14 protein-coding genes are annotated in these 14,344 nt (G+C 64.1%); 7 read left to right on the forward strand and 7 right to left on the reverse strand.

From position 1 onward, the window contains the following. Positions 1–76 precede the first annotated feature (76 nt). On the forward strand, positions 77–448 hold the full coding sequence (locus tag JG747_RS07925; RefSeq protein ID WP_019861411.1) for a response regulator: 372 nt from the start codon (positions 77–79) through the stop codon (positions 446–448). On the opposite strand, the gene JG747_RS07930 is transcribed toward JG747_RS07925, so the two are convergent. Next, positions 449–1,396 (reverse strand): DMT family transporter, encoded by a 948-nt coding sequence (locus tag JG747_RS07930; protein ID WP_064981009.1) that lies wholly within the window; start codon positions 1,394–1,396, stop codon positions 449–451. It lies immediately after the preceding gene. Positions 1,397–1,620: 224 nt separating this feature from the next. On the opposite strand from JG747_RS07930, the gene JG747_RS07935 reads away from it, so the two are divergent. Beyond that, entirely contained in the window at positions 1,621–2,478 is an 858-nt protein-coding gene (locus JG747_RS07935) for a LysR family transcriptional regulator (protein ID WP_202361520.1), read from the forward strand. Between the two features lie 2 nt (positions 2,479–2,480). On the opposite strand, the gene JG747_RS07940 is transcribed toward JG747_RS07935, so the two are convergent. From JG747_RS07940 to JG747_RS07950, 3 genes are all read right to left on the reverse strand, one after another. After that, complete coding sequence (locus JG747_RS07940; RefSeq protein ID WP_019861408.1) at positions 2,481–2,846, reverse strand: glyoxalase superfamily protein; 366 nt, start codon at positions 2,844–2,846, stop codon at positions 2,481–2,483. A 45-nt stretch (positions 2,847–2,891) separates the two neighbouring features. Continuing rightward, complete coding sequence (locus JG747_RS07945; RefSeq protein ID WP_202361521.1) at positions 2,892–5,498, reverse strand: TIGR02302 family protein; 2,607 nt, start codon at positions 5,496–5,498, stop codon at positions 2,892–2,894. A 116-nt stretch (positions 5,499–5,614) separates the two neighbouring features. Next, positions 5,615–6,556, reverse strand: a complete 942-nt coding sequence (locus tag JG747_RS07950) for a threonine/serine dehydratase (RefSeq protein WP_019861406.1) — start codon at positions 6,554–6,556, stop codon at positions 5,615–5,617. Positions 6,557–6,606: 50 nt separating this feature from the next. Between JG747_RS07950 and JG747_RS07955 the strand changes: the two genes are divergently transcribed. After that, complete coding sequence (locus JG747_RS07955; protein WP_019861405.1) at positions 6,607–6,909, forward strand: ArsR/SmtB family transcription factor; 303 nt, start codon at positions 6,607–6,609, stop codon at positions 6,907–6,909. An 18-nt stretch (positions 6,910–6,927) separates the two neighbouring features. Here JG747_RS07955 and lysA read toward each other — a convergent pair whose 3' ends face one another. The 3 genes from lysA to argH all read right to left on the reverse strand — a co-directional run bounded on the left by lysA (position 6,928) and on the right by argH (position 9,964). Next, entirely contained in the window at positions 6,928–8,196 is a 1,269-nt protein-coding gene (gene lysA / locus JG747_RS07960; RefSeq protein ID WP_202361522.1) for a diaminopimelate decarboxylase, read from the reverse strand. 67 nt (positions 8,197–8,263) lie between these two features. Then, positions 8,264–8,470, reverse strand: a complete 207-nt coding sequence (locus JG747_RS07965; RefSeq protein WP_019861402.1) for a hypothetical protein — start codon at positions 8,468–8,470, stop codon at positions 8,264–8,266. 93 nt (positions 8,471–8,563) lie between these two features. Beyond that, the gene (gene argH, locus JG747_RS07970; RefSeq protein WP_038649937.1) at positions 8,564–9,964 is read right to left on the reverse strand and encodes an argininosuccinate lyase; all 1,401 of its coding nucleotides are present in this window, start codon (positions 9,962–9,964) and stop codon (positions 8,564–8,566) included. Between the two features lie 37 nt (positions 9,965–10,001). Here argH and tlpA point away from each other — a divergent pair, with 37 nt between their 5' ends. From tlpA to JG747_RS07990, 4 genes are all read left to right on the forward strand, one after another. Beyond that, the gene (gene tlpA, locus JG747_RS07975) at positions 10,002–10,679 is read left to right on the forward strand and encodes a thiol:disulfide interchange protein TlpA (RefSeq protein ID WP_038649936.1); all 678 of its coding nucleotides are present in this window, start codon (positions 10,002–10,004) and stop codon (positions 10,677–10,679) included. Between the two features lie 397 nt (positions 10,680–11,076). Continuing rightward, positions 11,077–12,429 (forward strand): extracellular solute-binding protein, encoded by a 1,353-nt coding sequence (locus JG747_RS07980; protein ID WP_019861399.1) that lies wholly within the window; start codon positions 11,077–11,079, stop codon positions 12,427–12,429. A 106-nt stretch (positions 12,430–12,535) separates the two neighbouring features. Beyond that, complete coding sequence (locus JG747_RS07985) at positions 12,536–13,420, forward strand: carbohydrate ABC transporter permease (RefSeq protein WP_019861397.1); 885 nt, start codon at positions 12,536–12,538, stop codon at positions 13,418–13,420. Between the two features lie 7 nt (positions 13,421–13,427). Then, a complete protein-coding gene (locus JG747_RS07990) occupies positions 13,428–14,342 on the forward strand; it encodes an ABC transporter permease subunit (protein WP_202361523.1) in 915 nt (304 codons plus the stop codon). The last annotated feature ends 2 nt before the right edge of the window (positions 14,343–14,344 follow it).

The following is a 14,344-nucleotide window of genomic DNA, read 5'->3' on the forward strand; positions in this document are numbered from 1 at the left end:
GCGCCGGAAAAATTAGCCCTGTCAGGGGTTTGGTCCTTTCAGGAAAAGTCAACTTTTCGCGGCCAAATTGCCGGCCATGGCAAAGCTTTTGATCGTCGAGGACGATGAGTCCGTCCGCACCCTCGCTGCCCGCGCGCTCGAACGCGCAGGCCACGCAATCGATATCGCCGCCGACGGCGCCCAAGGCCTGGCGCTGATACGCGCCGCGCATGGTGGTTACGATCTCGTGGTCTCCGACATCCGCATGCCCGAGATGGACGGCATCGAGATGGCGATCGCGGCGGCCGTCCTTTTTCCGGCGATGAAGATCATGCTGATGACCGGCTATGCCGACCAGCGCGAGCGCGCCGAGGAGTTGAACGGCATCATCCTCGATGTCGTGCAGAAGCCGTTCACGCTGGCTGAAATCCGCTCGCGCGTCGAGCGCGCGCTGATCTGCTTCGCCTGATCAGACCGGATCGGCGGCGGCAAGCATGGGCGCTGCGCTCTTGAGCCGCCCAGTGTTGAGCGCGAGCAGGCCGGCGCCGATGATCAGCGCCGCGCCGATCACGGTCGTCGACCGCGGCACCTCGGCGAAGAACAGGAAACCCCAGAGCGGCGACCACAGAATGCCCGTGTATTCGAAGGTCGCTACCCGATTGGCCGGCGCCAGCCTGTAGCCCTGCGACAGGAGGATCATACCGGCGGAGGCGACGAAACCGCAGGCGGCCATCTTGAGAAAATCGGACAGCGTCGGCCATATCCAGGGCCGCACCAGGAATTCGACGCTGGGGTGGACGGCGTGGGATATGCCGGCCAGATGGAATGTGCCGGCAACCACGGCTGCGCCGACGAGATAGGCGCCGTTCTGATAGAAAGCCATGATCGTGGACGATTCGGTATCGCCGATCTTGCGCGCCATCAATTGCGAGAAGCCGTAGAGCGCGGCCGAGCCCAGCGACAGCAGCGCCGCCCAGTCGAACAGGCCGGCGCCGGGGCGCACCATCACGATGACGCCAAGCAGCCCGATCAGCACCGTCGCCAGCGTGCGCCAGGAGACGCGTTCGCCAAGATAGGGGCCGGCCAGTGCCATGATGAACAGCGGCGCCATGAAATAAAGCGCCACCGCGTCGGCCAGCGGCAGCGCGGCGATGGCCAGATAATAGACCGTGTAGGAGGTGAACTGGATGAAGGCGCGGATCGTCAGCAGGCCGAACCGCTTCGACAGGATTGCCCGTAGCCCGACATCGGCATGGACGAGAATGATCAGGATCGGCAGGGCGACGATCGACCGGATCGCCATCACCTCGGTCACCGGATAGCCGCTCGCCACGGCCTTGACGAGCGGGTCCTGCAGCGAGAACACCAGCACGCCCAGGCACAGGCTCAGGATGCCGCGCACCATCCTATTCTGCATCTGCTTTCCGGCTCCTGCGCGTACGATCCGAAGCAGCCCGCCTCCAGATCAAAAAGAACCCGCCACCGTTTCGGGCAGCGGGTACGAGTGAGGACTCTTAGATTGGTCCGCAGCCGATTTCGCAGCCGCATATCCAATGGGTAGGGCAACTATCGTCCGGCGTTTGACATGTTGCAAACGAATTGGAATGATGCCTGCAATCAAATCTGCTTATGATGGATAGCATGCGTCCAACCCTCGACAGCGATCTCCTGCGCACCTTCGTCGCCATCGCCGAGGCCGGCAATTTCACCCGGGCGGCCGAGCAGGCCGGCCGCACCCAGTCGGCCGTGTCGATGCAGATGAAGAAGCTCGAGGAACTGGTCGGCGATAGCTTGTTCGAGCGCGGCTCGCGCGGCGTCGCACTGACGCGGCGCGGCGGCGAACTCATCGTCAATGCCCGCCGCATCGTCTCGCTGCTCGACGAAACGGCGGCGTCGATGGCGGCGGCGCCGCTCGGCGGACCGGTGCGCATCGGCATTCCGGAGGAATATGGCCACGCAATCCTGTCGCGCGCGCTTGGCGCATTCTCGAAACGCCACACCAAGGTCGAGGTCACCGTCCGCTACGCGCATTCGGAGGCGCAGCTGGCGGCGCTCGCCGCCGGCGAACTCGATCTGTGCGTGGTGTTCGAATGGCAGGATCCGGCCGGCGGCGAAGTGCTGATGCACGACCCGACGGTCTGGGTGACGTCGACCCTGCATCACATGCATGAGGAACGGCCGGTGCCGATCGCGCTCTACAACCGGGTCAGCTGGTGCAAGGACTTCGCCATCAAGTCGCTGGAGCAGCGCGCGCTTGCCTATCGTGTCGCCTATACCAGCGACACGACCGGCGGCCTGAAGCTCGCGGTCACCTCAGGGCTGGCAATCGCGCCGATCTCGCGCAGCAACATCCCGGACGGCTGCCGCGAACTGACGTCGGCCGACGGGTTCGGCGACATCGATTCCTCCAATGTGGTGATGCATCGCAACCCGAACGCGTCTGGCGAGGCGATCGACGGCATGCAGGAGGCGATCCGCGAGGCGTTCGTCAATCGTTAGAGTCAGACATCCCCATAGAAGGTCAGGCGGTTGCCGAACGGATCGTCGACCGTGACCTCTTTCGTCTTCCAGGGCGTCTCCTCCAACCCCGGCCTGGCAAAGCGGTACTTTCTTTCGGTCAATTCGTGGTGGAGCCCCGCAATGTCAGTCGTCTCGATCCGGATGTGAGAGCCCGGCGTGCCGTCGCCATGATGTTCGCTCAGATGCAAGACGCAGCCGTCGCGTGAAACGCCTGTGTAGAGCGGCGCGTTGTCTTCGAAGCGGTGTTCGAACTGCACTTCGAAACCGAGAAACCCGACGTAGAATTCATGCGCCTTGGCAACATCGAAGATGCGCAGGATGGGCGTGATAGTGCCGAGCTTCGGCATAGTGTTGCAACCGTTCGAGGGGCGGGCGGGGTGTGGGGGCGGTCCCTATTTCAGCTCGAGCAACCGTTCGAGATAGCTGCGCTCGATATCGGGACTGAGCGCGTTGCCGAGCCGTTTGCGGATCGCTTCCAGGATCTGGCGGGCGCGCTGGACGTCGATCTCGTCGGGGACTTTCACCGAATCGCCGAAATCGGGACCCTGGCTGGCGCGCGGCCGGCCGAGCGGGTCGCGGTCGGCATTCTGCTGACGCCCGCCTTCCTGGCTGCCGCCCTGGTCGCCCTGCATGGCCTGCATCTGCTTCATCATGTCCTTGGCGCCCTTGCGCAGCGCCTCGAGTGCCCGGCCCTGGTGGCCGACGGCCTCGTCGCCCTGGCCCTCGCCAAGCGCCTGCTCGGCGCTGCCCATCGACTTGCCGGCCTCGCCAAATCCTTCATTGGGCTCCATGCCCATGCCTTCGAGGCTCTTCTTCAGCTTCTCGAGGTCGTTCTTCAACTGGCCCTGGCCTTCCTGCAGCTGCTTCAGCGCATCGGCGAATTCCTGCGGCGTCATCGGCTTTTGCCTGGCGAGCGGATCGCGGTCCTCGCCGACGCCTGGCTTGTCCTGGTCCTCGCCACCGCCCTGGCCGAGCTGCTCGTCGCGGTTCTGTCCGCGCTGGCGCTCGCCGCGCTGCATCTGGTCCATGCGGAAAGTGTCGTTCATCATCTCCTGCTGGCGGCGCAGGATCTCGCCGAGCTTGTCCATCTGCTGGCGCATCTGGCTGTCCTGTTCGCCGCCCTGTTGCTGACGGCCTGCCTGGAGATTGTTCATCATGTCCTGCAACTGCGACAGCAATTGCTGCGCCTTGTCGCGGTCGCCCGACTTCGCCAGGTTCTCGATCTGGTCCATCATCCGATCGATGTCGCTCTGGCGCAGTTCCTGGCCGTTCTGCTGCATTTGCGGCGCATTCGGGTTCTGCTTGGCGCGTTCGGCGAATTCCTGCAGGAACTGGTTCATCGCCTCGCGCAGTTCCTTCATAGCCTTCTCGATTTCCTGGTCGCTGGCGCCGTTCTTGATGGCGTCCTGCAGCGCCTGCTGTGCCTGGCGTAGCCGCTTCTCGGCCGCCGAGAGGTTGCCCTCCTCGATGCCGAGCGCGATTTCCCAGAGATAGGCGACCTCGCCGCGCAGCTGATCGTCGTTGCCGGCCAGTTTCAGCCGGCTGCGCGCGCTCATGATGGCGAGGTAGTGGGACATGTTGTCGAACGTGTCTTCCGGCCGCAGCGTGATGGCGTCGATCAGGTCGAGCACGCGCGGCTTGGCATTGGCGTCGAGCGCAAGCAGGCGGCGCTGTTCGATCACCGCCCGCGCCAGCGGGTTGGCGAAAGGCCGCTCCGGCATCACCAGCGTCTTGGTCTCGCTCGACGCGGTGTGGCCGGCGTCGTCGGTGGCGACCAGCGTCAGCTTGATGCTGCTGCCGGCCCAGACATGCTCGGTCAGGTCCTTGGTGGTCTTGGCGGCATTGGACTTGCCGCCGCGGCGCGGCAGCGCCAACGGCATTTCGGGCGTGCCGTAGAGCGGATGCGCGCCAGGCGCCTGCGGGTCGGCCAGCGCGAAGACCGCCTTGGCGGTGGCGGCGCCATAATCGTCGTCGATCTGATAGTTGAGTTCGAAGGCGCCGTTGGCGGCGCGCTTGGGCTCGCCGACGAAGCGGATCTGTGGCGGTTTGTCCGCGATCACGGCGAAGGCCCAGCGGCCGAGCTGATCCTCGCCCGATTTCAGCGTCAGCGTGCCGTCGCCGGTCAGCTTGCCGGTGAACTGGCGCACCTTGGACGGGGATGCGGGGGCCGGCGCCGCCGGGCTAGCGGCTGGCTTGACGCTGGCCGCCTGTGGTCCGGCAGGGTCGATGGTGCGCACATTGCCATCCTTGTCGGCATAGGCCAGCGTTTCCTCGCCCGAGCCTCCGGTGACGCGCAAGGAGACGTCGCTGCCCTCAGGCACATGAAACGTCGGCGTTGCCTGGTTGGCGTCGGCGGTCAGGAAGATCGGCGGCTTGCCGGTATAGGCGGGCGGCGTCACCCAGGCATCGATGCGTGGCGGCACGGCATCGTGCGCGCCGTGGGTGCTGAAGCCGTCTTCTAGCCTGCCGCCTGTCGGCCCGAAGGAGAAGGCAAAGGCGGTGACGAGCAGCAGCGCCGCCACGGCGCGCAGCCCCCAAGGATCGCGCTCCGGCACCCGGGTGCGCGGCAGGTCGGCGCCAAGGCTGTCGAGCCTGGCGGCCATGCGCTTCTGGTGTTCACGCCACAGCGCCTGCGAGAAGCTGCTTTCGTGGCCGCTTGGCCGGTCGGACTGCACCAGCACGGGGCTGTGCAGCAATTCGTTGGCGGCCTCGATGCGGCGGTCGACCTCGGCGGCGCCAGGCAAGCGGAAAAAGCGCAGCGGATAGAGCGCCGCCAGCCCTGCCAGGCCGAATGCGGCGACAAGGCCGATACGTGCGACATCCGGCAGCTGGGAGAAAACGCCGAACCAGGAGATGCTCAGGAACAGGCAGGCGACAATGATCAGCGGCAGCAGCAGCGGCCAGCCGCGCTCGACCATCATCGAGACCCGCGTCGCCAGCCGGCTGAGCGCAAGGCGCCCGGCGAGACCGCGATCGCTAGAGGTGGGTCGTTGCGTCATCGGCCCTTCCTGGAATCAGGCAGGATAGCCCGATCCTCACGACTCGAAGAATACCAGCAAACACGGCAAAGGCGAGGCGCTTTCAAAAAACGTGAAGCCCGCCGAAATGGTTGCAATCAGAAATTGGCGGGGTTTGCGTTGGCGCCACAGACCAGCACGGCGACGCGTTCGGCCGGTGCCGGCGTGTAGCGGCCGGACAGGATCGCGGCGAAGGCGGCAGCCCCACCCGGTTCGGAGATGATACGCACACGGTTCCACAGTGCCTTCTGCGCGGCGATGATGTCGTCATCACTCACCAGGATGGAGCGCTCGACGAAGGCTTCGGCGATCGGGAACATCATTTCGCCGACGCGTTTCGGCGCCAGCGAATCGGCGGCGATGCCTTCCGCCGGCGCGTCGACGGGATGGCCGGCCTCGAAGGCGCGATGAAGCGTCGGCGCGCCCTCGGGCTCGATGGCGATGATGCGGATGCGGCCGGCATACCAGGCGGCGATGCCGCCGATCAGGCCGCCACCGCCGACGGCGACCAGCAGCGTGTCGATCTCGGGCAGGTCGTTCTCGATCTCAAGCCCAAGCGTGCCCTGGCCTACCAGCGTTTCCTCCTGGTTGAAGGCGTGGATCTGCAAGGCGCCGGTCTCCTGCGCGAAACGTTCGCTGGCGGCCAACGCCTCGGCGTAACGGGCACCACCAACCACCAGGTCGGCGCCATAGGAACGAATGCGGTCCAGCTTGGCCTGCGGGCTCACTTCGGGAACGAAGATGGTCGCCTTGTGGCCGAGACGCATGGCGGCGTAGGCGACGGCGGCGCCATGGTTGCCGCCCGATGCGGCGACGACACCGGCCTTGGGAACCGGCCTTTCCAAAAGATTGGTGAAGGCGCCGCGCGCCTTGAACGAACCGGAATGCTGCAGGCATTCGAGCTTGAGGTCGACCGCCAGCGACGGCCGGTCGAAGTCGGCCATGTCGACGCGCAGCACCGGCGTGTGCCTGATATAGGGGCGGATGCGCGGTTCCATCGCGGCAATGCGCTCGCGGGTGACGGTGTTGCCCTGCGCCATGACGATCTCCTCGGGATTGACAGTAATTAGTAACTTGGCAAAATAGCTAAATGCAAGAGGTTGATGTCTTCAAGGCGATCGCCAACGAACGCAGGCTGCAGATCCTCGACTGGCTGAAGGATCCGCGCTCACATTTCCCGGCCCAGGCCGACGGCGATCTGGTCGAGGACGGCGTTTGCGCGCTGCTGATCGCCGAGAAGCTCGGCATCACGCAGGCGACGCTCTCCGAGCATATGCGCGTGCTCACCCAGGCCGGCCTGCTGCGGCCCAAGCGCATCAGGCAATGGACATTCTACCGCCGTGACGAAGACAGGATCGCCGAGACAAGGACGCTCCTGCAGAACCGGCTGTAGCGCTGCCGGCTGTGGCTTCTATGCCAGCCAGCCAGGCACCGAATCCAACCCGATCAAATCGTCATAGGTCAGGCGCGGACGCACGATGTGGAAACGATCGCCGTCGACCAGCACCTCCGGCACCAGCAGGCGGGTGTTGTAGGTGCCTGCCTGCACGGCGCCGTAGGCACCGGCGGTGGAAACGGCAATGAGATCGCCGGCCTTCAGCCTGGGCAAGTCGCGGTCGAGGCCGAGATAGTCACCGGTCTCGCAGACCTGGCCGACCACGTCGACCATCATGCGCGGCGTGTCGGCCGGCGGCTGCACGATCGGCCTGATGTCGTGGAAGGCGTCGTAGAGCGTCGGCCGGATCAGATCGTTCATAGCGGCGTCGACGATCAGGAAATTCTTGGCGTCACCTTCCTTCACGAAGATCACTTCCGAGACGAGGATGCCGGCATTGCCGACGATCAGCCGTCCCGGCTCGAACATCACCTTCAAACCGAGCTTGGTGACATGCTTCCTGACGATCTGGGCATAGGCATCGGGCAGGGGCGGCGGGTTGTTGTCGACGCGGTAGGGGATACCCAGCCCGCCGCCGAGATCGACATGCTCGATGGCGTGGCCATCGGCGCGCAACGCGCCGACCAGATCGACCAGCAGGGCGAAGGCGTCGTCGAAGGGCTGCAACTCGGTGATCTGACTGCCGATATGGGTGTCGATGCCGGTTACCTTGACACCCGGAAGCGTCGCCGCGCGGGCATAGACCTGCCGCGCGCGCTGCCAGGCGATGCCGAACTTGTTCTCGGCCTTGCCGGTGGAGATCTTCTTGTGGGTCTTGGCGTCGACATTGGGATTGATGCGCAGCGAGACCGGCGCCACCTTGCCGAGTGCCGTGGCGCGCGCCGACAACAGGTCGAGTTCAGGCTCGGATTCGACGTTGAAGCAAAGGATGCCGGCTTCGAGCGCAAGGTCCATTTCGCGCGCGGTCTTGCCGACGCCGGAAAACAGGATCTTGCTTGCCGGGATGCCGGCAGCCAGCGCCCGGCGCAACTCGCCTTCCGAGACAACGTCGGCGCCGGCGCCAAGCCTGGCCAGGGTGCGCAGCACGGCCTGGTTGGAGTTGGCCTTCATGGCGTAGCAGACCAGCGCGTCGAGGCCGGCAAAAGCCTGGGCAAAGACGCGGTAGTGCCTGGTCAGCGTGGCGGTCGAATAGCAGTAGAAAGGTGTGCCGACCTGAGCGGCGATATCAGGGATAGCCACGTCCTCGGCATGCAGCACGCCGTCACGGTAGTCGAAATGGTTCACGAGAGTGATTCCGGAGGTTGGAGCACGATAAGATCGGGTTTGGAGGCCAAACCCGGTCTGATCGGTTCTAGATCAGCGGGTCGAGGATGAACTTCTTGTCCTTGACCGGTTTTTCCGGCTCCGGCGGCAACGGCTGCTTGGCCTTTTCGGCATCCTTGCGCGCTTGCACGGCCGCCTCATAGGGCGTGTCGAGACCGGCCTTGCGGCCGCAGGCGGTCACGGCGGCCATCGCAGCCAGCAGCGTCAGCGTCACCAAAATCCTGCTTCCGGTCATCGATCCATCCGTCCGAAACGTTTTGTCAGCCGCCGCTTTTAGCCGAGTTCTCGGCGCATTGCACCCCGGATATTGCCGTCGCAATATCCAGCTTCAGGCTTTGGCCAGCCGCTTTTTCCAATAGCGGATCTGCTTCCTCACTTCCGACGGCGCGGTGCCACCGAAGCTGGTGCGACTCTTGACCGAATTCTGCACCGCCAGCACCGAGAAGATATCCGATGTGATGCCGGGGTTGATCGACTGCAGGTCCTCCAGCGAAAGCCTCTCCAGGCTTACCTTCTTCTCCTCGGCCAGCGCCACCGCGCGGCCGGTGACGTGATGCGCCTCACGGAACGGCAGGCCGAGCGTGCGCACCAGCCAGTCGGCGAGGTCGGTCGCGGTCGCGTGGCCGGAGCCGGCGGCCTTCTTCATCGCGGCCGCGTTGACCGTCATGTCCGAGACCATGCCGGTCATCGCAGCCAGCATCAGGTCGAGCGTCTCGGCGGCGTCGAACACCGATTCCTTGTCTTCCTGCATGTCCTTGCCATAGGTCAAAGGCATGCCCTTCATCACCGTCAGCAGGCCGATCAGATGGCCGTTGACGCGGCCGGTCTTGCCACGCACCAGTTCGGCGGCGTCGGGGTTCTTCTTCTGCGGCATGATCGAGGAGCCGGTGGAAAACGAGTCCGACAGCCTGATGAAGCCGAATTGCGGCGTCGACCAGATGATGATCTCCTCGGCCAGCCGCGACAGATGCGTGGCGCAGATCGCCGCCATGGCGAGGAAGTCCAGCGCGAAATCGCGATCGGAAACACTGTCCAGCGAATTGCGCATCGGTTCGCGGAAGCCGAGCGCCTTGGCGGTCCGGTGGCGGTCGATGGGGAAGCTGGTGCCGGCTAGGGCGGCGGCCCCGAGCGGGCTTTCGTCCATGCGCTCGATCGCGTTGCGCACGCGCGACAGGTCGCGGGCAAACATCTCGACATAGGCCATGCAGTGATGGCCGAAGGTCACCGGCTGCGCCGCCTGCATATGGGTGAAGCCCGGCATCACGGTCGCCGCGTGCTCCTCGGCCCGCGCCAGCAGCGCCGTGATCAGGCCCTTCAGCGCCTCGGCGACGCGGAAGCACTCGTCCTTGACCCAGAGCCTCAGATCCACCGCCACCTGGTCGTTGCGTGAGCGCGCGGTGTGCAGGCGGCCGGCGGCCGGGCCGATCAGGTCGGCGAGGCGGGCCTCGACATTCATGTGGATGTCTTCGAGCTTCGTCGAAAACTCGAAGCTGCCGGCCTCGATCTCTTTCAGGATCGTGTTCAGGCCGTGAGCGATTTTTTCTTGATCGGCCGCCGAAATAATGCCCGTTTGCGCCAGCATCTCGCTATGGGCGATCGAGCCGCGTATGTCCTGCGCATAGAGTTTGCGGTCGAACGAGATCGACGCGTTGATCGCTTCCATGATCGCGGCCGGACCCGAGGCAAATCGTCCGCCCCACATCTGGTTGCTGGTCTTCTTGTCGCTCATCGCTATAAAACCCGTGCTTGGGAGCAGTTTTGAGAAAATGGCAGACGGAAACAGATTTTTCCCGGCCCCGCGCCTGATCCTCGCCGCTTTGGTGGCGGGAGCGCTGGCCGGCGCGGTCGCGGTATATGTCAGCGAGAGCCGGTCTGGCAATGCACCGGCGCAGGTAGCGGTCGGCGGCGGCAAGGATGACGTCGCCTGCGCCGCCAAGAGCGGCCGCGCCAAGAAGATCGCCGCTGCCGCCACCGGCGAGGTTGCCGCCCTGTTGCCCGCCGATCCGCCGCAGTCGATGAAAAGCCTTGCCTTCAATGGCCCCGACGGCAAGCCGATGACCATCGCCGATCATGCCGGCAAGACGGTGCTGCTCAACCTCTGGGCGACATGGTGCGCGCCGTGCCGCGCCGAAATGCCGGCGCTCGATGCGCTGCAGAAGGAGAAGGGCAGCGACAGCTTTCAGGTGGTCGCCGTCAATGTCGATGCCGGCGACGATGTGAAGCCGAAGAAGTTTCTCAAGGAAACAGGCGTCGAGGCGCTCGGCTACTACAGGGATTCGACGGTGGCGCTGTTCAACGACCTCAAGGCGCGCGGCCTGGCGCTCGGCCTTCCCGTCACCATGCTGATCGACGGCGAAGGCTGCCTGATCGCGCATATGAACGGCCCGGCCGAATGGTCGGGGCCTGACGCCAGGCGGCTGGTCGAGACGGCGCTGGGCAGCTGAGGCAGGCTGGCCGTCGTCGGTTTTATCGTCGCGCAGTGCGAACCGTCACGACGAGTGCCTGCCATCCGGCAGCGCCGCCGGAAGAACAGCCCATCGTGGCCCTGCCTTCGGCGCGTGCTGTCCCGGCCCCGGCGCATTCGTGCCGTTGCCGCATCTGCATTCCATCGTCCCTTTAGCCGGATAATCATAACGGCCGATGTGGTCTTTACCTCGTCGACAGTCGCCCTAGCTACAAAAATGCCGGTGCGTTTCGATGCCGGCCAAGCCGCCGAGGGAGAGGAACGGGCAGCTGTGTAAAGGCCGGGGAGCCACAACAGAACTGTCACATACCTTCTCTAAGAGAGCGGGCAAGGACTTGCGCAAGACCCTTGTCACCAGCCACTCGAGAGGGAAAACCATGACCATGATCAAGCGGGGCTTTGCTGCCCTTGCCGCTGGTGCGCTCAGCACCGCGCTGGCGATGCCTGCTTCTGCAGAACCGGTAAAATTCGACTTCTGGTTCGGCCTGTCGGGCGACCTTGCCCGTGTCGTCGACACGCTGTGCAAGAACTTCAACGCCTCGCAGAAGGACTATGAAGTCGTCTGCACCAGCCAGGGCAATTACGACGCCACGCTGCAGAACACCATCGCGGCCTTCCGCGCCGGCAAGCAGCCGGCCGTCGTCCAGGTCTACGATGTCGGCACCGCCACCATGATGCTGTCGGGCGCCTACAAGCCCGCCGACAAGCTGATGGAAGAAAACGGCTACAAGATCGACTACGCCGACTATTTCCCCGGCATTGCGCGCTACTACGCCACGTCGAAGGGCGAGATGCTGTCCTTCCCGTTCAATTCCTCGACCCCGCTGATGTACTGGAACAAGGACGCCTTCGCCAAGATCGGCAAGACCGAAGCGCCCAAGACTTGGGAAGATGTCGGCACCGACCTCAAGGCGTTGAAGGACGCGGGCTACGAGTGCCCGATGGCGATCAACATCTCGGCCAATGAAAGCTGGCAGCTGATGGAGCAGTTCTCGGCGCTTCACAACCAGCCGATCGCCACCAAGAACAATGGTTATGACGGTCTCGACGCGCGTCTCGAAGTCAACAAGACCAAGTTCGTCCAATACGTCACCGACCTCAAGAAGTGGTATGACGCCGGCCTGATCAAGATCAAGTCCAAGGATCTCGGCCAGGACATGGTGCAGGCCTTCGCTTCGGGTACCTGCCAGGTCATCCTGACCTCGGTCGGCGACCACGGCACGGTCGGCAGGACCCAGAAGGAAGGCATGAAGTGGGATGTCGCCGAACTGCCGGTCTATGCCGGCACCGAGCGCAAGAATTCGCTGGTCGGCGGCGCTTCGCTGTGGGTGCTCTCCGGCAAGTCGGATGCCGAATACAAGGGCGCTGCCGCCTTCCTGAATTTCATCCATGATCCCAAGACCGCGCTGTTCTGGTCGACCAACACCGGCTACATCCCGGTGACGAAGTCGGGCTTCGACTACATGAAGGGCCAGGGCTTCTACGACAAGGCGCCCTACAAGGGCCGTGAAGTCGCCATCGCCAGCCTGACCGCGTCGGAGCCGACCGAAGTCACCCGCGGCATCCGGCTGGGCAATTTCACGCAGATCCGCGCCGAGTTCGGCACGCAGATGCAAGCGATCTTCGCCAACAAGGTCAGCGTCCAGGAAGGCCTCGACACGCTGGTCAAGAATGGCGACGCCATCCTCGACCGCTTCCAGCAGACCTATCCGGGCAAGACCCTGCCCTGATCTCCGATTGCGGAACGGCCGCCCGTCGGGATTCGACGGGCGGCTATTTCATATTTAGTCTCCCGCTGAGAAGGCGGGCTGACGGTTCAACGGCATCGGCGGATCGATGGAAAAACGCGTCACTTTCGGCAAATGGACGATCGGCATCCTTTTCGCGGTGCCGCAGCTCCTCCTGATCTTCACGTTCTTCTACTGGCCGGCCGGCCAGGCCGTGTACTGGTCGCTAACGCTGCAGCAGCCTTGGGGCGGCGGCAACATCTGGGTCGGGCTCGACAATTTCCGCTCGATCCTGTCCAACGCCGACTACTGGAACTCGATCAACGCCAGCCTTGTCTTTGCCGGCGTCAGCACCGGTCTTGCAATGTTCATCGCGCTGGTGCTCGCCGCCTTGACCGACCGGCAGCTCGCCGGCTCACGCCTCTATCGCGTGGTGCTGATCTGGCCCTACGGCATCGCAGCGCCCGCGCTGGCGCTGGCGTTCCGCTTCATCCTGGCGCCGGAGGCAGGGTTCATGGCCGTGGTCAACCAGATCTGGCCGGGCTTCTGGGACCCCGGCCTCGACGGCGCCGACGCCATGGCTTCGATCATCGTCGCCTTTTCCTGGAAATATGTCGGCTACAACTTCATCTTCTTCCTTGCCGCGTTCCAGGCCATCCCGCGCTCGCTGATCGAGGCCGCTGCGATGGACGGTTCCGGCGTCATCAGGCGTTTCTGGGACATACAGTTCCCGCTGATCACGCCGACCATCTTCTTCCTGCTGGTCATCAACATCACCGAGAGTTTTCAGGACTCCTTCGGCATCGTCGACATCATGACATCAGGCGGTCCGGCCAACGCCACCAATCTGATGGTCTACAAGATCTATTCCGACGGCTTCAAAGGCCTCGATTATTCAGGCGCCGCCGCGCAGAGCATCATCCTGATGCTGCTCATCGTCGTGCTCACCATCTTCCAGTTCCGCTTCATCGAGCGGCGCGTACACTACAGGTGAAATGGATATGGTCGAGCGCACCCCGTTCCTCAATTTCTTCACGCATCTGATCCTGTTCATCGGCTTCGTCTTTTGCATCGCGCCGTTCGTGGTCGTAGCGATCGCGGCATCGCACAACCTCAAGGATGTCAATGATGTGCCGATGTCGCTGCTGCCGGGCAGCGACTTCTGGGTCAACATCAAGACCGCCTGGACGACCGCCGATCTCGGTCCCAAGCTGCTCAACAGCTTCATCATGGCGACCGGCGTCGCCGCCGGCAAAGTGATCATCTCGGCGCTCACCGCCTTCTCGATCGTCTACTTCCGCTATCCCGGCCGCACCTTCATCTTCTGGCTGATCTTCATCACGCTGATGCTGCCGCTCGAAGTGCGCATCGTGCCGACCTACGCGGTGGTCGCCAACGTGCTCGAGCCGTACCAGGCGATCCTGGACCTGACCGGGATTTCCTGGCTGATCGAGAAGGTTTCGGGCGTGCATGTCGCGCTCAACCTGGGGATGCTCAATTCCTATCCCGGCCTGATCCTGCCGCTGATCGCCACCGCCACCGGCACCTTCCTCTACCGGCAGTTCTTCCTGACCGTTCCCGACGAACTGACCGAGGCCGCGCGCATGGACGGCGCTGGGGCGCTGCGCTTCTTCATCGACATCCTGCTGCCGCTGTCGCGCAACAACATGGCTGCGCTCGGCACCATCATGTTCCTGTGGGCGTGGAACCAGTATCTGTGGCCGCTGCTGATCACCACCGACCAGTCGCATGCCACAGCGGTAACTGAGCTCAAGCAGCTCATCCCAAATGTCGGCGGCGCGCCCGAATGGCACATCGCCATGGCCGGGACGCTGATCGTCATGCTGCCGCCTCTGATCGTCGTGGTGCTGATGCAGCGCTGGTTCGTGCGCGGCCTGATCGCCACCGAGAAATAAGG

This window comes from Mesorhizobium sp. 131-3-5 (genome assembly GCF_016756575.1).
In the GTDB taxonomy this organism is placed as follows: Bacteria; Pseudomonadota; Alphaproteobacteria; order Rhizobiales; family Rhizobiaceae; genus Mesorhizobium; species Mesorhizobium jarvisii.